18 protein-coding genes are annotated in these 17165 nt (G+C 45.8%); 12 read left to right on the plus strand and 6 right to left on the minus strand.

Going from position 1 to position 17165, the window contains the following annotated elements:
• Positions 1–3 precede the first annotated feature (3 nt).
• The 8 genes from atpE (at position 4) to FTT63_RS06945 (ending at position 6341) form a co-directional block, all read left to right on the plus strand.
• The gene (gene atpE, locus FTT63_RS06910; protein WP_000424060.1) at positions 4–249 is read left to right on the plus strand and encodes a F0F1 ATP synthase subunit C; all 246 of its coding nucleotides are present in this window, start codon (positions 4–6) and stop codon (positions 247–249) included.
• Between the two features lie 40 nt (positions 250–289).
• Positions 290–760, plus strand: coding sequence for a F0F1 ATP synthase subunit B (locus tag FTT63_RS06915; protein WP_005181403.1), 471 nt, complete (start codon positions 290–292; stop codon positions 758–760).
• A gap of 12 nt (positions 761–772) precedes the next feature.
• On the plus strand, positions 773–1309 hold the full coding sequence (locus FTT63_RS06920) for a F0F1 ATP synthase subunit delta (protein WP_075168156.1): 537 nt from the start codon (positions 773–775) through the stop codon (positions 1307–1309).
• Positions 1310–1355: 46 nt separating this feature from the next.
• Entirely contained in the window at positions 1356–2900 is a 1545-nt protein-coding gene (atpA, locus tag FTT63_RS06925; protein ID WP_005181412.1) for a F0F1 ATP synthase subunit alpha, read from the plus strand.
• A gap of 86 nt (positions 2901–2986) precedes the next feature.
• Positions 2987–3856 carry a F0F1 ATP synthase subunit gamma gene (gene atpG, locus FTT63_RS06930; RefSeq protein WP_005181426.1) on the plus strand — a complete coding sequence of 290 codons (870 nt, stop codon included), beginning with the start codon at positions 2987–2989 and terminating at the stop codon, positions 3854–3856.
• A 26-nt stretch (positions 3857–3882) separates the two neighbouring features.
• Positions 3883–5277 carry a F0F1 ATP synthase subunit beta gene (atpD, locus tag FTT63_RS06935; protein WP_104490036.1) on the plus strand — a complete coding sequence of 465 codons (1395 nt, stop codon included), beginning with the start codon at positions 3883–3885 and terminating at the stop codon, positions 5275–5277.
• A 26-nt stretch (positions 5278–5303) separates the two neighbouring features.
• Positions 5304–5723 carry a F0F1 ATP synthase subunit epsilon gene (locus tag FTT63_RS06940; protein WP_180192103.1) on the plus strand — a complete coding sequence of 140 codons (420 nt, stop codon included), beginning with the start codon at positions 5304–5306 and terminating at the stop codon, positions 5721–5723.
• Positions 5724–5858: 135 nt separating this feature from the next.
• Positions 5859–6341, plus strand: coding sequence for a DUF2846 domain-containing protein (locus FTT63_RS06945; RefSeq protein ID WP_180192104.1), 483 nt, complete (start codon positions 5859–5861; stop codon positions 6339–6341).
• A 191-nt stretch (positions 6342–6532) separates the two neighbouring features.
• Here FTT63_RS06945 and FTT63_RS06950 read toward each other — a convergent pair whose 3' ends face one another.
• The 3 genes from FTT63_RS06950 to FTT63_RS06960 all read right to left on the minus strand — a co-directional run bounded on the left by FTT63_RS06950 (position 6533) and on the right by FTT63_RS06960 (position 8985).
• A complete protein-coding gene (locus FTT63_RS06950) occupies positions 6533–7531 on the minus strand; it encodes a pirin family protein (protein WP_127801790.1) in 999 nt (332 codons plus the stop codon).
• A gap of 120 nt (positions 7532–7651) precedes the next feature.
• Positions 7652–8260 (minus strand): hypothetical protein, encoded by a 609-nt coding sequence (locus FTT63_RS06955; RefSeq protein WP_127800678.1) that lies wholly within the window; start codon positions 8258–8260, stop codon positions 7652–7654.
• A gap of 182 nt (positions 8261–8442) precedes the next feature.
• Complete coding sequence (locus tag FTT63_RS06960) at positions 8443–8985, minus strand: glutathione peroxidase (RefSeq protein ID WP_005181445.1); 543 nt, start codon at positions 8983–8985, stop codon at positions 8443–8445.
• Positions 8986–9313: 328 nt separating this feature from the next.
• On the opposite strand from FTT63_RS06960, the gene FTT63_RS06965 reads away from it, so the two are divergent.
• The gene (locus FTT63_RS06965; RefSeq protein WP_163143172.1) at positions 9314–10225 is read left to right on the plus strand and encodes a DMT family transporter; all 912 of its coding nucleotides are present in this window, start codon (positions 9314–9316) and stop codon (positions 10223–10225) included.
• 380 nt (positions 10226–10605) lie between these two features.
• On the opposite strand, the gene FTT63_RS06970 is transcribed toward FTT63_RS06965, so the two are convergent.
• The 3 genes from FTT63_RS06970 to FTT63_RS06980 are packed head-to-tail and all read right to left on the minus strand — an operon-like array spanning position 10606 to position 13533.
• On the minus strand, positions 10606–11172 hold the full coding sequence (locus FTT63_RS06970; RefSeq protein WP_127800662.1) for an L-threonylcarbamoyladenylate synthase: 567 nt from the start codon (positions 11170–11172) through the stop codon (positions 10606–10608).
• 44 nt (positions 11173–11216) lie between these two features.
• Positions 11217–12359, minus strand: coding sequence for a DNA-processing protein DprA (gene dprA, locus FTT63_RS06975; RefSeq protein ID WP_005181456.1), 1143 nt, complete (start codon positions 12357–12359; stop codon positions 11217–11219).
• A 16-nt stretch (positions 12360–12375) separates the two neighbouring features.
• Positions 12376–13533: a LysM peptidoglycan-binding domain-containing protein gene (locus FTT63_RS06980; protein ID WP_163143169.1), complete on the minus strand. Its 1158-nt coding sequence runs from the start codon at positions 13531–13533 to the stop codon at positions 12376–12378.
• Between the two features lie 119 nt (positions 13534–13652).
• Between FTT63_RS06980 and def the strand changes: the two genes are divergently transcribed.
• The 3 genes from def to FTT63_RS06995 all read left to right on the plus strand — a co-directional run bounded on the left by def (position 13653) and on the right by FTT63_RS06995 (position 16797).
• Positions 13653–14177 carry a peptide deformylase gene (gene def / locus FTT63_RS06985; RefSeq protein ID WP_005181462.1) on the plus strand — a complete coding sequence of 175 codons (525 nt, stop codon included), beginning with the start codon at positions 13653–13655 and terminating at the stop codon, positions 14175–14177.
• Positions 14178–14267: 90 nt separating this feature from the next.
• Entirely contained in the window at positions 14268–14690 is a 423-nt protein-coding gene (locus tag FTT63_RS06990) for a DUF2946 family protein (RefSeq protein WP_016658991.1), read from the plus strand.
• A 73-nt stretch (positions 14691–14763) separates the two neighbouring features.
• Positions 14764–16797: a TonB-dependent copper receptor gene (locus FTT63_RS06995; RefSeq protein WP_168414947.1), complete on the plus strand. Its 2034-nt coding sequence runs from the start codon at positions 14764–14766 to the stop codon at positions 16795–16797.
• The last annotated feature ends 368 nt before the right edge of the window (positions 16798–17165 follow it).

Below are 17165 nucleotides of genomic sequence, written 5' to 3' on the forward strand. Positions count from 1 at the left end.
TTCATGGAACTCACTTTAGGTCTAGTTGCAATTGCATCTGCTATCTTGATCGCTTTCGGTGCTTTAGGTACTGCGATTGGTTTTGGTCTTTTGGGCGGTCGCTTCCTTGAAGCTGTTGCACGTCAGCCAGAATTGGCTCCACAACTTCAAACTCGTATGTTCTTAATCGCGGGTCTTCTTGATGCTGTGCCTATGATCGGTGTTGGTATTGGCTTGTTCTTCATCTTCGCTAATCCATTTGTAGGTTAATCAGCTTAATTCCCAAAAATCCACTATTTGAGGAATAGCAATGAATATCAACCTCACATTGATTGGCCAAGCGATTGCATTTGCGATTTTCGTCGCATTCTGCATGAAGTTTGTATGGCCACCACTAATCAATGCGATTAGTGAGCGTCAGCGTCGCATCGCTGATGGCTTAAATGCTGCTGAAAAAGCAAAAGCTGACCTTGCTGATGCGCAAGCACAAGTTAAGGCCGAGCTAGACGCAGCGAAAGCACAAGCGGCTCAATTGATCGAACAAGCGAACCGTCGTGCAGCACAATTGGTCGAAGAAGCGCGTACTCAAGCATCTGCTGAAGGTGAGCGTATCCGTCAACAGGCGAAAGAAGCTGTTGATACTGAAATCAATGCTGCTCGCGAAGAATTACGTCAACAAGTCGCTGCTTTGGCAGTTGCCGGTGCTGAGAAAATTCTTAGCCAGCAAGTTGACGCAGAAGCTCACAATGCCATGCTGAACCAGCTGGCTGCTAAACTTTAAGCGAGGCGAAATATGGCTGAACTCTTGACGTTGGCACGCCCATATGCGAAAGCAGCATATGCTTATGCCTCTGAGCAAAGTGCAACTGACAGTTGGTCACAAGCACTAGCATTGCTCAGTGCTGCGGTACAAGACGAAGCATTTTCAGCTTACTTAAATCGCCCTGAGCTTACTCCTGCAGAGCAGGTGAGTGTTTTTGCAAAAGTTTTAGGTGAAGACCAGACTGCAGCATTGTCAAACTTTTTGACTTTGCTTGCTGAAAATGATCGTTTGTCTTTAATGCCTGAAATTCAAGCAGAATATGAACAGCTCAAATCACAGAATAACAACAATGTGGACGTCGTAATTGAATCGGCTTTCCCATTGTCTGCTGACCAAGAACAAGTGTTGAAAGCGGCGCTGGAAAAGCGTTTCAACAGCACGGTTTCTATTGCAGTAGAAGTCAACCCGGCGTTAATCGCGGGTGTTGTTATTCGTGCAGGCGACCAAGTGATAGATGATTCTGCGCTTAACAAGCTTGAAAAAATGCGGACTCGTCTTCTTGCGTAATTGCATATAAGAAGACTGAACTTTAAAAAGATTGAGGTATAGCGCAATGCAACAACTGAATCCATCCGAGATCAGTGCGCTCATTAAACAGCGTATCGGCGATCTGGACACCAGCGCGACCGCTAAAAACGAAGGTACCATTGTTATGGTATCCGACGGTATTGTGCGCATTCACGGTCTTGCTGATGCAATGTACGGTGAAATGATCGAATTCGACGGCGGCTTATACGGTATGGCACTGAACCTAGAACAGGATTCAGTGGGCGTCGTTGTTTTAGGTAACTACTTAGGCCTTCAAGAAGGTCAAAAAGCTCGTTGTACAGGTCGTGTATTAGAAGTTCCGGTTGGTCCAGAACTTTTAGGCCGTGTCGTAGATGCTTTGGGTAACCCAATTGATGGTAAAGGCCCAATTGATGCGAAATTAACTGATGCTGTAGAAAAAGTAGCACCAGGCGTAATTTGGCGTCAATCAGTGGATCAACCTGTACAAACTGGTTATAAATCAGTAGATACAATGATCCCAGTTGGCCGTGGTCAGCGTGAGTTGATCATTGGTGACCGTCAGACTGGTAAAACAGCTATGGCGATCGATGCGATCATCGCTCAGAAAAACTCTGGCATTAAGTGTGTATACGTAGCAATTGGTCAAAAACAATCGACTATCGCGAACGTAGTACGCAAGCTGGAAGAAACTGGCGCTATGGCGTATACCACTGTTGTAGCAGCAGCTGCAGCTGATCCAGCAGCAATGCTGTATCTGGCGCCTTATGCTGGCTGTACAATGGGCGAATACTTCCGTGATCGTGGTGAAGACGCGTTAATTATTTATGATGATTTGTCTAAGCAAGCTGTTGCGTATCGTCAAATTTCATTGCTTCTTCGTCGTCCACCAGGTCGTGAAGCTTACCCAGGTGACGTATTCTATCTACATTCACGTCTACTTGAACGTGCTTCTCGCGTATCTGCTGACTATGTTGAGAAATTCACTAACGGTGAAGTTAAAGGCCAAACTGGTTCATTAACTGCATTGCCGATTATTGAAACTCAAGCAGGTGACGTATCTGCATTCGTACCGACTAACGTAATTTCGATTACTGATGGTCAGATCTTCCTTGAAACATCATTATTCAACGCGGGTATTCGTCCTGCGGTGAACGCCGGTATTTCTGTATCGCGTGTTGGTGGTTCGGCTCAAACGAAGATCATCAAAAAATTGTCTGGTGGTATCCGTACCGCTTTGGCGCAATACCGTGAATTGGCAGCGTTTGCTCAGTTCGCTTCTGACCTTGACGAAGCAACTCGTAAGCAACTTGAACATGGTCAACGCGTAACTGAGTTAATGAAGCAGAAACAATATGCGCCTTACTCAATTGCTGACCAGGCTGTTTCAGTTTATGCATCTAACGAAGGCTACATGGCTGACGTTGAAGTGAAGAAAATCGTAGACTTTGATGCTGCGTTAATTTCTTACTTCCGTTCAGAGCACGCTGCGTTAATGCAACAAATCGATGAAACTGGTGATTACAACAAAGACATCGAAGCTGCAATCAAAGCAGGTATTGAAAGCTTTAAAGCGACTCAAACTTACTAATTTAGCACTTTGCTAATTAGTGTTGGTTTGGTTCACGGATCAACCTTCGAGGGCTCGAAAGGGCCTTCGAATACTAGGTTAAGCGTATGGCAAACTTAAAAGAAATTCGCGCCAAAGTAGCTAGTATCAAGAGCACGCAGAAGATTACTCGAGCGATGCAAATGGTAGCTGCTTCTAAGATGCGTCGTGCGCAAGAGCGCATGGCTCAAGGCCGTCCGTATGCCGAAAATATGCACCGTGTAATTGCTCATTTGGTACAAGCGAATCCTGAATATAAACACCGTTATATGGTTGAACGTCCTGTGAAGCGCGTTGGCTATATCATTGTTTCTTCAGATCGTGGTTTGGCAGGCGGTTTGAACATTAACCTGTTCAAAAAAGTGGTCAAACACGTACAACAGCAACAAGAGCAGTCAATTGAAGTTCAATTTGCTTTAATTGGTCAAAAAGCGGTTTCGTTTTTTAAAAACTACGGCGGTAAAGTACTAGGTGCAACTACAAACGTAGGTGATACACCAAGTCTTGAACAGTTATCTGGTTCTGTACAGGTGATGTTAGACGCTTATGATAAAGGCGAGTTAGATCGTATTTATCTGGTGTCCAACGGCTTTGTCAATGCCATGACTCAAAATCAAAAAATCGAACAGCTTGTTCCTTTAGCAGCTGCTGAAGAAGACAAGACCCTGAACCGTCAATACGGTTGGGACTATATCTATGAACCAGAAGCAGAAGAACTGCTGAATGGTTTATTGGTTCGTTATATTGAGTCTGTGGTGTATCAAGGTGTGATTGAAAACATCGCTTGTGAGCAATCTGCACGTATGGTCGCAATGAAAGCTGCGACAGATAACGCAGGTGAGCTTATCAAGAACTTACAACTTATTTATAACAAGCTGCGTCAAGCCGCGATTACTCAGGAAATTTCTGAGATCGTTGGTGGTGCCGCTGCCGTTTAACATTATTTTGAATTGAGGAGACAGCAATGAGTAGCGGTCGTATCATTCAGATCATCGGCGCGGTTATCGACGTCGAGTTTGAACGCAACAGCGTTCCTAAGATCTATGACGCTCTTCACGTTGATGGCACTGAAACTACTTTAGAAGTTCAGCAACAACTTGGTGACGGCGTTGTACGTACAATTGCGATGGGATCTACTGAAGGTCTTAAACGTGGTTTGAACGTAACTAACACTAACGCGCCGATCTCTGTACCAGTAGGTACAGCGACACTTGGTCGTATCATGGACGTTCTTGGTCGCCCTATCGACGAAGCTGGTCCAGTTGCAACTGAAGAGCGTTTACCAATTCACCGTCAAGCGCCTTCTTATGCAGAACAAGCGGCTTCTACTGACCTTCTAGAAACTGGTATTAAAGTCATTGACTTACTTTGCCCGTTCGCGAAAGGTGGTAAAGTTGGTCTGTTCGGTGGTGCCGGTGTTGGTAAAACTGTAAACATGATGGAGTTGATCAACAACATCGCTAAAGCGCACTCAGGTTTATCTGTATTCGCTGGTGTTGGTGAGCGTACTCGTGAAGGTAACGACTTCTATCACGAGATGAAAGACTCTAACGTTCTAGACAAAGTAGCAATGGTCTACGGTCAGATGAACGAGCCACCTGGTAACCGTTTACGCGTAGCGTTGACTGGTCTGACTATGGCTGAGTACTTCCGTGATCAAAAAGACGAAAACGGTAAAGGCCGTGACGTATTATTGTTCGTTGACAACATCTACCGTTATACACTAGCAGGTACTGAAGTATCAGCACTTCTAGGCCGTATGCCATCTGCAGTAGGTTATCAGCCTACACTTGCAGAAGAGATGGGTGTTCTTCAAGAACGTATTACATCAACTAAGTCTGGTTCGATTACGTCTATCCAAGCGGTATACGTACCTGCCGATGACTTAACAGATCCATCGCCTGCTACAACGTTCGCTCACTTGGACGCAACTGTTGTATTGAGCCGTGACATCGCTTCTCAAGGTATTTACCCTGCGATCGATCCACTTGACTCAACTTCACGTCAGCTAGATCCACTTGTAGTTGGTACTGAGCATTACGAAATTGCTCGTTCAGTTCAAAACGTTCTTCAACGTTATAAAGAATTGAAAGACATTATCGCAATTCTTGGTATGGACGAATTGTCAGAAGAAGACAAACTTACTGTATACCGTGCACGTAAGATCCAACGTTTCTTCTCTCAACCGTTCCACGTAGCTGAAGTATTTACTGGCGCGCCTGGTAAACTTGTACCGCTTAAAGAAACGATTCGTGGCTTTAAAGGTCTTCTAGCTGGTGAATACGATCACATCCCAGAACAAGCGTTCTATATGGTTGGTGGTATTGACGAAGTGATTGCTAAAGCCGAGAAACTTTAATTAGCTACCTAATTTAGGAGGTTCTCATGGCGACTATGCAATGTGACGTTGTAAGTGTTCAGGAGTCTTTGTACTCTGGCACTATAACTATGCTAATTGCAAAAGGTGCTGGCGGTGAGTTGGGTATTATGCCTGGCCACGCTCCGCTGGTAACTTTGCTCCAACCTGGCGCGATCCGCGTTATTTTGGAAAATGGTACAGAAGAATTAATCTATGTATCTGGTGGTGTTCTAGAAGTTCAACCGCACGTTGTTACGGTTCTTGCAGATACTGCAGTCCGTGCAGAAAACTTGGATGAAGCGGCAATTATTGAAGCGCGTAAACACGCTGAACAATTGCTGGCGAATCAAAAGAGCGATTTGGACGCTGCTGCTGCTTTGGCTGCTTTGGCAGAAACTGCTGCACAGTTGGAAACGATCCGCAAAATCAAAAACCGCGCAATGTAATTGCTGGTTTAAGATTGAAGAAACCACCCGAAAGGGTGGTTTTTTTATGAATACTATTTAATGGAATATATTGGTAAATAACTTATATATTTGTTATATCTCATGCTCTTAAAAAATAAATAAGGGGAATTTGGGGTGTCAAATAAAATTATTTTACCGCTATTATTATCATTAGGTTTTGTTGGTTGTGCTTCGGTTCCGAAAGCAGATCCACAAGCAGTGCAGCAACAAAAAAAGATTCAAGCGCCACAAGCAGGTCAAGCAGGAATCTATGTGTACCGCTCGAATAGCGTTGTAGGTGCAGGACTCAAGAAAGATATTTGGGTTAATGGTGAGTGCTTGGGTGAAACTGCACGTGGTGTTTATTTTTATACAGAGGTAGAAGGTGGTAAAACACATATTGTGTCTACAGAATCAGAGTTTTCTCCTAATCACCTGAACGTAACTACACAAAGTGGGAAAAACTATTATGTTCAACAATACATTAAACCAGGTGTATTTGTTGGTGGTGCAAACGTAAAATTGGTTGATGAGACTGAAGGTCAGCAGGCGATTGAAAAATACAGTTTGGCAGTAGGCGGCAAATGTTCTAAGCCTTCTATTCAACTTTCTAAATAATAATTTCCACATCTGTGTTTGCGGTTGCTGCAAGGTGTAAATCGCAAACACTTGCTTTTGATCTAAAGACTTTCATTCATCTTTACTTAACCCAGCTCTATATCCATTTTTCCAAACCCTGATAATTTCATTGTTTAATTTTTCATAAAAATAGCCTGAAACATGCCAAGCTGTTCTCATAAAAATAGAATTTAGAGCTGTTCAGGATATTCCTTATGCTCACCACCCTGATAAGTCGCAAAACGCGGCTGTTTACGTTCAAACACCGGTGCTGGACTCGGCCATGGCCATTCACCGAAATGGGTGTCGCGGTAACGTTTAAAGGCAGCGTTCAGTTCATCTTCACTATTTAGTACAAAAGGCCCGCGCATGGCTACCGGTGCACCAATTGGTTCACCTTCAAGCCATAGAATCCGGGATTCGAGTAGTCCACCTTTTAAATGAATCTCGGCATCCGATTTCAATTCGGCCAAATGTTTCACGTCCATCTGCTGACCTTCAAGCTCTAAACTCTTACCCTGATAGAAATAACAGAAGCGGGTCGAACTGGCGCTGGTGGCTGGAATAGTGACTTCAGCTTCGGGCGCTAGGGTAATCAGGTAAATATTCACCTTGTTTTCAGCCGGCGCTGCCCATGAATGGGGTGGGCGTGGCAGGGCATCGGTTTCTTTAAATTGACCGGAAATCACTCGGATATCAGCTTTCTGGCCTGCCGCATTGGCTTCAATTACATGCGGAATCTGCTCGCGCCATAACATTTTATAATCAGCTGGCTGCTGTTTCTGCTCAGGTGATGAATTAAACCAGATCTGGAACAGCTCCATCGGGTTGGCTTGATCTTCATGCACGAGTGGAAACATCTCGCAGTGTTCGACGCCATTGCCGGTGGTTAGCCATTGCACATCTCCAGCGGCATAGCGACCGGCATTGCCGAGTGAATCAAAATGATCGACCACGCCTTGTTCCACTAAGGTAATGGTTTCAAAACCGGTATGTGGATGCTCAGGGAAACCGGGCACCACATCGCCATAATACATATTGTATTCTTTATTTTGTGGTGACGTTTGCGGACCCAGTTGGGCATTGCCAGCCGGAAAATGATCCAGATGATGGGCACAGAAGATAAACGGATCTTTCAGATCTAAACGGAATGTCACCGGTACAACAGAATAAATCAGTGGATGCTGCATGGCAGACCTCTTATTTTTAAATGAACGCATTATTTTTTTAAATTTTAACCATCAGGATTAGCTCAAAAAGCTATCTCAATTAAGCAGACTCACCACCCAGATGGGCAGTGAGCCTGAAAATCAGGATTCAGTTGCTGCCTGATTTTCAGTGTCAGTGTTTGCGCTTTCAGTATTTTCAGCATTCTCTGACTGTAACAGGATGCTGGCCAGTTTCACCATCTCAGATTGTACTGTGCCCATCTGCTGCTGAATTTTGGCAAAGTCGACTTTGCTGAGGTCAATCTGACCATTTAAAAATGGCGAAGCCAGAACCTGTTCATTGGCTTGCAGAATGTTCTGGCGAATATTGTCAATTTCCTGACTTTTTAAATTCAAACTGTTTAAGGCGCTATTAAAGCCCTGTAATTGCTGTTGCAATTTGCTGGCTGCGCTTTGTAGCTGTTGATGATCCTGACTGTTGACGGCCTGTTGCAGCTCGGTCTGGGTCTGGCGTAACTGCTCGACATACTCACCGGCTTTCAGCTGCATATCAGCCACATCGCGCACAATATAAAACATATTGCCGCTTTTTAAATCGGCTTGTGGCGCAGGGCTTTGCTGCTGGGAGGTGATTTCAGTGTCTGGATCGGCTTCCGAAACCGGAGCGCTGGGCTGGTCACAACCGACCAGAAGTAGAGCTGAAGTCAGCAGGCCAAAGGGCAGGAGAAAATGGGAAAAGGCGCGTTTCATGGCAAGATCAATCACAATTTTTATCTTGCAGTTTAATATAGGGGCTTTAATTAAATAAAAAACAGATTGTTGCAAAGCAATAACAATTTTCCAGGGCAAACAGGCGGTGTGATGAGCGTGGCTTATGGATGTCTAGATCTATAAAAAAAGAGGGCCGCGACCCTCTTTGTTACTGTAAACAATTAACGCGCCAGTTCGGCATTAATCGCATCGACAATACGTGGGTCATCGGCCTGAATATCTGGGGCAAAACGTGCCACCACTTCGCCTTCTTTATTGATCAGGAATTTTTCGAAGTTCCACAGCACTTCAGGTGGTTCATTTGGGGTCAGACCATAATCCACCAGATCTTTCCACCATGGGCCTTCACCAATCCGTTCTGGAATGGCCTGGGTCAGACGAGCATATAGCGGATGTTTATCTTCACCCACCACTGAAATTTTGGCGAATAACGGGAAATCTACCTGATAATTCAGCGAACAGAACTGCTGGATTTCTTCATTGCTGCCGGGTTCCTGCGCCAGAAAGTCATTGGCCGGGAAACCGAGAATTTCCAGACCTTGTTCTTTTTTCTGCTGATAAAGCTTTTGCAGACCTTCATATTGCGGCGTCAGACCGCATTTAGAAGCCACGTTTACAATCAGCAGCACCTTGCCTTGATACTGGTTCAGTGTGGTTTCTTCACCCTGAATGGTCACGACCGGAATGTCATATACAGATGCCATGTGTTTATCCTAAAGTGATTTATTGTCGTTCTCTGTTGTAACGGGCTTTGCCCAATCCCGCAAGACCTATTGCTGCGGCTTTTGGCAGATTTTTGTATAGCGCTGTGTCAATGCGGCATATTTTAAGCAGGTACGGAATCCCAGCAAAGTGGAGTGATGGAGCAATTTGAACGCAGCACAAGATTTCACCATCGCGAACTGCCCCAAAGCAGTTAAATTGGACTAGAATGAGGGCACAAGGAAAGTTTAAAAATAAAGTGAAAAGGCATTCATTCAGCGCAGGAAGCAGCGTCTGCTTCAGGCCGATCGACTCAACAAGGAACAGAATATGACACAGCAAGAAAAAATGCTGTCTTGGGCCATTCTTTTACCGGTCAGCGCGGTACTGATCTGGTCACTGAATATTGTCGTGACCCGCTATGTGACCGACTTTATCTCGCCGGTGAGCATCAGTTTTTATCGCTGGTTTTTTGCCTTTCTGATTCTGACCCCGTTTATTTTGCCGCGGGTGATTCGTGAGCGTGCCCTGATTGTGCCGCATCTGAAACAGCTGGCAGTGCTGAGTGCCTTTGGACTGGTGCTGTATCAGGGACTGGCCTATACCGCTGCGCATTACACCACCGCCACCAATATGGGCATTATTAATGCCTTTATTCCGATTTTTACCATATTTGTGTCGATGCTGATTCTGCGCGATATTCCGAATCGCTACGCCATTATTGGCAGCCTGTTGTCCTTTGCCGGGCTAATCTATGTGATGGGGCAGGGCAATCCTTGGGGCTTGCTGCAAGCCGGCGGCCAATGGGGTGATCTGCTGATGATTATCGCCGTATTTTTCTATGCCTTTTACGGGGTCTTTCTGAAAAAATGGCAGCTGCAGATTCCGTTAATGCTGAGCCTGTATGTGCAGATTCTGTTTGCACTGCTGTATCACCTGCCGTTTGTGGCCTGGTTGGGGCTTGATGCCATCAATATGGCCAATGCCGGCAGCGTGATCTACGCCAGTATTTTCCCTTCACTAATTGCGCCTTTAGTATGGATGATGGCGATTCAGCGTCTGGGACCGAACCGCACCAGTATCTTTATGAACCTGATGCCAGTGTTTACCGCTTTAATTGCCTTTGTCTGGTTAAAAGAGGCCTGGACCATTTATCACAGTATTGGTGGGGCGATTATTCTGTTCGGAATTGTGCTGGCCCAGAAAAAAATTGTGGCGCCAGTGCTGCTGAAAGCCAAATAGTTGCCTAAAAAACGAACAAACAAACTTAATTTTTTGCTTGAATGATCTCGTGAATAAAGGCAAATAGACTTTAGTCGAGGAGAGTAGCTTTTAGCTTCTTTAAAAAGCACTTTAAAAAGAGCAAGATAATTTGAACTCTTTTCAAATAATGATTGATTAATCATAGGTTTAAGCTGCTTTTTAAGAGCTAAAATATATTTGTTTTTTTTAAACTGTTCGCCCATAATACGCTCCATCGCAGATCAGCGACTGTTGCTGAAATGCCCAGAGATTTCGATACCCTCTGGATGTGATTGATACACATCCTTTTTTATGCTCAACCATCCCTATATGGTTGAGCTTTTTTTTGCCTGAAATTTCTTTTATTTCTGGCCCGATCTTCAATCACGAATCACGGCACCGGTTTCAGCATCCAGAATACGGCTAGGTAACTGGCTGAGTCCCAAATCGCCATTTAAATAATTCAGCTGATTGCCAAAATACTGGCTGGCCTCTTGCAGGGAACGCGCCGGTTCCTGTCCGGCCGGATTGGCACTGGTCGAGACAATAAAGCCGTTAAAGGCATGACACAGCGCAACACAGAGCGGATGCGTGGTTACACGTACCGCGACTTTAGGATGCTGGCCTTTAATCCAGCTGGGAATATGCTCACCTGCCGGCAACAACCAGGTGGTGGCACGCTCTGCGGGTGGATTGAGCCAGGAGTCGATCACCTGTTGACGCTGTGGTTCGGCCAGGTTGTGCAGCAAATGTTCTACCTGGGAAATATGACCGGCCAATAAAATCACGCCTTTTTCAATCGGACGCTGTTTTAGTTGCAGAATCTGCATGAATGCATTTTGGTTATACGGGTCACAGCCGAGACCCCAAACTGCCTCTGTAGGATAGGCCAGCACCTGTCCTTGCTGTAGACAAGTGGCTGCTTCGGCAACAGAGGTTGTAATCATGTGGTACACCTTTCGAGGTTATGCGGGGTGTACTATTGTGAACCTTATTGTGATGGACGACAACGCAGATATAGCCCCGATTGCTGCATTGCCATTCCGAGCAGCTCCAGTTCCATTAACTGCGCGGTTAAATGGGCGGTTTCCTGTTGCAGTTCGCTGGCCAGCTGGTCCATATTTTTACCGACCCAGTCCAGCTGGCTGTATAGGGCCAACAGATGTTCGGGTAAGGTCGGGTGGGCAGCTGCAGATGCTGTAGCGGATAAGGTCGCCTGCTGCTGGCTCAGCCATTGGGTTGGCAAGGCCAGATCTTCAATGACCTGTTCCGGATGATCAACCAGAATCGCGCCTTCCCGAATCAGTTGATGGCAGCCCTGATGAAATTCACTGTAAATATGTCCCGGAATGGCAAACACGGTTTTACCTTGCTCGGCCGCCAGTTTGGCGGTAATCAGCGAGCCGCTGTCCAGCGTGGCTTCGGCTACAATCACTCCCAGGCTAAGTCCACTGACAATGCGGTTACGCCGTGGAAAATGCTGCTGTAGCGGTTTGGTCTGTGGCAGGAACTCACTGATAATAGTGCCATGCCGTTGCAGAATCTGGTCACGCAGACCCTGGTGTGTGGCCGGGTAGGTGAGGTCGAGACCAGTACCCATCACGGCAATGGTACGTTGATGTTTCAAGCCACCCTGATGGGCTGCTTCATCAATGCCTTGCGCCAGGCCACTGTTAATAAAAAAGCCTTTTTCACTTAAATAATAGGCAAAGTCATAAGCCACCTGCCGGCCATGCGGACTGGCTTTGCGACTGCCGACAATTGCCACTTGCGGCTGAAGTAAAGGTTGTGCCTGTCCTTGGCCAAATAAAATTGGTGGCTTGTCGGTATAGGGCAGCAGTTGGGTGGGGTAACCGACATCTTCGGGAATAAGAATAAAATCGGTATGTTGCTGGACGCGCTGCAGCAAGTGCTGGAAGTCGGCTTGTGCCTGTGCTTGATGAAAATCCCGTGCGCGTTGCAGATGGTTCTGATGCAGTCCCAGTTCTGCCCAGCGCTGCAGGTTGCCGGCTTCGGTGGCCGCAGCGGCCGAACCGAAGTGCCGAATTAATTTATAAAAGCTGGGGAGTGAATGCTGAACCAGATACCACAGGCGAATCGTTGCGAGATGACCGGGTGATATCGTATTCAGCATGGCTCATCCCTCAGTCTTAATCTTCCATAATCGGTGGCTGAATACCGGCCCCGACTTTAATTGGTAGTTCGCTGTCCAGAATATAGGCATAGCTGAGCTGGTCAAAGGTTTTAAAGACCATGGCATAGCCAATACGCTCGCCTGGTAGTTGCACGCGTTCACGGGTTTTCGGATCGGTGACCACTTCGCCTTTTTGAGTTACAGCAAATACATGACCGGATTGCACGCCGTGCGCCTGACCACGGTCAATGGTGACCACACTGTGTTTAGCTGCGGTCCCAATTGAACCCATCACGCGTACCACCTGGCCATCTGCTGCAATGTGTTCGGCATTGGTCGGGTAGAATAGAGTTGGTAACATCGGGTCATATTCTGGCAGCACACGATCGCCACGACGCACTTCGGCATTGTAGGTATCGGTCAGTTCCAGGGTGGTAATATCATTTTCACCGCGTACTGCAATACCGGATGCAACCTGAGTCAGCTCCAGACCGGCATTGTATTTTTTACCGTTGGCATTGGTGAAGATATACGGTTCGCCTTCACGATACACAGCATAACGCTGGCCAACTTGCAGACCCTGACCGCGGGCATAGACATTCTGGCCTTTGGCCGCCAGGACACGCTGATCCGCCGTGCCTAAAATATAAGGCGTCTGTTGCAAAGATTCAGGGGCAATAATGCTGGTGCGTTCCAGCCAGTGCTGGATGTACTCCAGTGGAATCACCGGAATGGTATTGTTGAGTGACTCGACCCGGATTTGCGGCTGCAGGCTGGTGGTGTTACCCGTATAACGACGGATAATACCTTCACAGCCATCACCTTCATCTTTACCAATGATCGGGCGGCCATCATAGGTACACATCAGCAGGCGATCTCCAGGGAAAATCCAGTGCGGATTTTTCACGTGCTTGTTGCTGGCCCAGATTTCACGCCAGCGCAGCGGGTTTTGCAGAAACTTCTTGGAAATATCCCACAGCGTATCGCCTTTTTTCACCACATACACATTTGGTGCATTGGCCTGTAAGGTCGGTGGGTTGATATTGCGTGCCGGTGCGGCCTGTACAGTACTGACTGCGCCCACCCCAAAACTGAAACAGACAGCAAGTGCCAGCGCCTGCTGTTTTAACCCCAAGGCACGAAAAGAAGATGTGCCCTTCAAAACCTTTTTCATTATCATAATTCCTAAAATTATGTATGTAGTTGCGTTATAATAACGATCTTACATACATTTTTTCGATGAAGCATTCCTTCATTCGGTTATTTGACCAATGGCAAAGCTGAGGACGTAATATGGCCTTATTACCTATTTTAAGTTTCCCCGATCCCCGTCTTCGTACCATTGCACAACCCGTCGAAGAAGTTACTGATGAAATTCGTCAGCTCGCCGCAGATATGTTTGAAACCATGTATGAAGCGCCCGGCATCGGGCTGGCTGCAACGCAGGTTGACCGTCATATTCAGCTGATTGTTATGGATCTGTCTGAAAACAAAGACCAACCGATGGTATTCATTAACCCCAAAATTACCCCATTGACTGAAGAAACCCAGCCTTATGAAGAAGGCTGCTTGTCAGTGCCTCAAATATACGACAAAGTTGAGCGTCCGTCACGTGTAAAAATTGAGGCAATTAACCTTGAAGGTCAAGCATTTGAGTTAGAAGCGGACGGACTTCTCGCTGTCTGTATCCAACATGAAATGGATCACTTAAATGGCAAGCTTTTTGTCGATTATCTGTCGCCGTTAAAGCGTCAGCGTGCCCGTGAAAAAGTCGAAAAAGTGGTGCGTCAGCGTCAGAAAGTGGCGGTTAAACGCTAAACAGCCCTGCGACTAAAAGATCAGGACAAAACAGCCCAATTTCGATTGGGCTTTGTTATACTTGGGCCAGTCAAAAGCAGGAATATATGTTTGTTGATTCGTAGTGGTTTACTGCTCTCACTGATGGCAGTATTTTTACAGATTGCTGTTTTTTTACAGCCTTTGCTGCCGAAAGCCTATCAGGTGGCACCGGTCTGTGAAACCATTACGCGTGCGCTTTTATTGCCGGTTGATCATTCAGCACATGGACATGCCCATTCCGAACATCTGTACAGTCAGCATCAACCAGTCATTTCAGATGACGGGCATAATCATCATGATGCCAATCATCAATGCCAGTACTGTACCGTGTACGGCAATCTCGTTTTACCGCCAGAACTCAGTGTGAAAGAAGTGCTTGATCGTATTCAAGTGCGTTTTATCGCTTTTGAAAAAGCTTTCCAGCATGTCTGGTTTGCACTGCAACGACTATTTCTTATTCCTCAGGGTAGGGCACCGCCACTGTTTGCATAAAACCGCGTTTGTTTTGCTTGGGTCTTGAATGACTTAAGCCGTGTTTTATATGTATTCCAGTGAGAAATGAAAAATGGCTCAGCCAAAATTCTTTTTACAGCCTCTTGCGGCTGCGATTTGTGTTGCTTGTTATTCACCAGTTGTGTTTGCAGAAACCCCAACACCCGTCCAAAGTCTGGCACCTATTGTGATGACTGCGCATCAGGGCAATGATGCCAACGGCCTGATTGTCCGTGCCGATCCGAAACAGCCAATTCAACCGATTCCAGCCACCGATGGTGCAGATTATCTGCAAAGTATTGTCGGTTTTAGCGCGGTCAACAGTGGCGCCGGCACCAATGGCGATGTAACTTTCCGGGGCATGTTTGGTTCGCGGATTAAAATTCTGACCGATGGCACAGAAAACCTGGGTGCCTGTCCGAGTCGTATGGATTCACCGACCTCCTATATTTCACCAGAAAGTTATGACCAGATTTCGGTAATTAAAGGCCCACAAACCGTGCAATATGCCAATACCGGTTCAGCTGCCACGGTGATTTTTGAGCGCCGTCCGGAACAGTTTGATGAAGATCAGCACTATCGTGGTCAACTGAGTGTGCTGGCCGGTTCATTTGGCCGTCTGGACCATAATATTGAGGTTGCAGCAGGCGACGAGCAGAAATATATTCGCCTAAATAGCAACCGTTCGGTATCGAATAGCTATCAGGATGGTGAGGGCAATACCGTGCCATCGGACTGGGAACGTTGGAATGCTGATGTAGCACTGGGCTGGACCCCGGATGCAGATACCTGGGTCGAACTGACTGGGGGGAAAGCCGATGGTGAAGCGGTATATGCTGGCCGGATGATGGATGGTTCTAAATTTGCCCGTGAAAGTCTGGGTTTACGCGTTGAAAAACAGAACGTCACTGATGTGATCAAGAAAATTGAAGCGCAGGTTAACTACAACTTTAATGATCATGTGATGGATAACTATAGTTTGCGTCAGTTTAAGCCGACCATGATGATGCCAGAAGAAACGGCTACCAACGTGGCGCGTAAAACCTTAAACGCACGTCTGGCAGTGACACATGAGTGGGATCAGCTAGATTTTATTACGGGTATTGATACTCAAAATAATGAGCACACAATCCGTAAGACCGATACAGAAAATAATATTGCCTATCATGCCTTACCACGTATCAAAGATATGAAGTTTCAGTCTGTTGGCGCTTTTGGTGAGTTGGGTTATCAGCTGAGTGAGCAGAATCGTTTGGTGGGCGGTGTTCGTGTCGATCAGGTTGAAGTAGACGCCGTGCAAACCGCACAGCAACGTCAGGAAACCTTACCGAGTGCCTTTATCCGTTTGGAAAATCAGCATCCTCATCATGATGCTAAAACCTATATTGGGCTTGGTTATGTAGAACGGATGCCAGATTATTGGGAACTGTTTAGTCCCGTTTCAGGAAATGGCAATACCAATACCTTTAAAAACATTGATACTGAAAAAACTTTGCAGCTAGATTTTGGTTATCAGCATGAGCATGGTGCATTTAGCTCCTGGGTGTCTGCATATGCAGGGTTGATTCAGGATTTTGTACTGACCGATTATCTGCCAACAGGCCGTATGGGTATGCTGGAAGCACATACCCAGAATGTCGATGCCACGATTGCGGGTGCAGAAGCGGGGCTGGCATATCAATTTAGCGATGCGATTCAGGCAGATGTTAGCGCAATGTATGCCTGGGGTGAAAACACCACTGACAATACGCCGTTACCACAGATTGCACCGCTTGAAGGTCGTGTAAACTTACGTTATATCCAGGATCGTTATACCTTGGGTGCCTATTGGCGAATCGTAGATGGTCAAAACCGGATTAGCCAGAACCAGGGCAATATTGTGGGCTATGACCTGAAAGAAAGCGCAGGTTTCGGCACCTTATCTTTAAACGGCACGTACCATCTTTCCGATGGGGTTGATCTTTCTGTGGGAATCGACAACGTTCTAGATAAGACGTATACCGAGCATCTCAATAAAATGGGGAATGCAGGTATTGGTTTAGCCGCCAACGAGCAATTCAATAATGTGGGCCGTAATTATTGGGCACGAATGAGCTTTAAATTCTAATTAGCTCGAAATGCAGACAAAAAGCAGGGCGAAAGTCCTGCTTTTTATTTTTAAAATTTTATAAAATTTATTTATTTCAATAGCTTAATATAAATTGATATTTCCAAATAAAATAACGAATATTTTTATTAAAATATTTTTTATAAATAAAACAATTATTTATAAATTTTTTGGATTATAAAATAAACACACGTTTCAGAAGTTTTAAAAAAGGTATTGCAAGCCCTCTGAAATGCTGTAGAATGCACATCCATCGGCGGTGATGTTGATAAAAACTTGTTGATAAACAAGGATTTAGCTAAAATGGTTGAGTTCTGGTTTAGGTGGTAAGTTTAGAAATAAAATCAACATTGCATGTTGACTTTCTA

It is taken from the genome of Acinetobacter sp. C15 (assembly GCF_013420645.1).
Classification (GTDB): domain Bacteria; phylum Pseudomonadota; class Gammaproteobacteria; order Pseudomonadales; family Moraxellaceae; genus Acinetobacter; species Acinetobacter indicus.

Coding starts and splice junctions, on each gene's coding strand:
- atpE (WP_000424060.1), top strand. CDS start 4: ATGGAACTCACTTTAGGTCTAGTTGCAATTGCATCTGCTATCTTGATC.
- FTT63_RS06915 (WP_005181403.1), top strand. CDS start 290: ATGAATATCAACCTCACATTGATTGGCCAAGCGATTGCATTTGCGATT.
- FTT63_RS06920 (WP_075168156.1), top strand. CDS start 773: ATGGCTGAACTCTTGACGTTGGCACGCCCATATGCGAAAGCAGCATAT.
- atpA (WP_005181412.1), top strand. CDS start 1,356: ATGCAACAACTGAATCCATCCGAGATCAGTGCGCTCATTAAACAGCGT.
- atpG (WP_005181426.1), top strand. CDS start 2,987: ATGGCAAACTTAAAAGAAATTCGCGCCAAAGTAGCTAGTATCAAGAGC.
- atpD (WP_104490036.1), top strand. CDS start 3,883: ATGAGTAGCGGTCGTATCATTCAGATCATCGGCGCGGTTATCGACGTC.
- FTT63_RS06940 (WP_180192103.1), top strand. CDS start 5,304: ATGGCGACTATGCAATGTGACGTTGTAAGTGTTCAGGAGTCTTTGTAC.
- FTT63_RS06950 (WP_127801790.1), bottom strand. CDS start 7,531: ATGCAGCATCCACTGATTTATTCTGTTGTACCGGTGACATTCCGTTTA.
- FTT63_RS06955 (WP_127800678.1), bottom strand. CDS start 8,260: ATGAAACGCGCCTTTTCCCATTTTCTCCTGCCCTTTGGCCTGCTGACT.
- FTT63_RS06960 (WP_005181445.1), bottom strand. CDS start 8,985: ATGGCATCTGTATATGACATTCCGGTCGTGACCATTCAGGGTGAAGAA.
- FTT63_RS06965 (WP_163143172.1), top strand. CDS start 9,314: ATGACACAGCAAGAAAAAATGCTGTCTTGGGCCATTCTTTTACCGGTC.
- FTT63_RS06970 (WP_127800662.1), bottom strand. CDS start 11,172: ATGATTACAACCTCTGTTGCCGAAGCAGCCACTTGTCTACAGCAAGGA.
- dprA (WP_005181456.1), bottom strand. CDS start 12,359: ATGCTGAATACGATATCACCCGGTCATCTCGCAACGATTCGCCTGTGG.
- FTT63_RS06980 (WP_163143169.1), bottom strand. CDS start 13,533: ATGAAAAAGGTTTTGAAGGGCACATCTTCTTTTCGTGCCTTGGGGTTA.
- def (WP_005181462.1), top strand. CDS start 13,653: ATGGCCTTATTACCTATTTTAAGTTTCCCCGATCCCCGTCTTCGTACC.
- FTT63_RS06995 (WP_168414947.1), top strand. CDS start 14,764: ATGGCTCAGCCAAAATTCTTTTTACAGCCTCTTGCGGCTGCGATTTGT.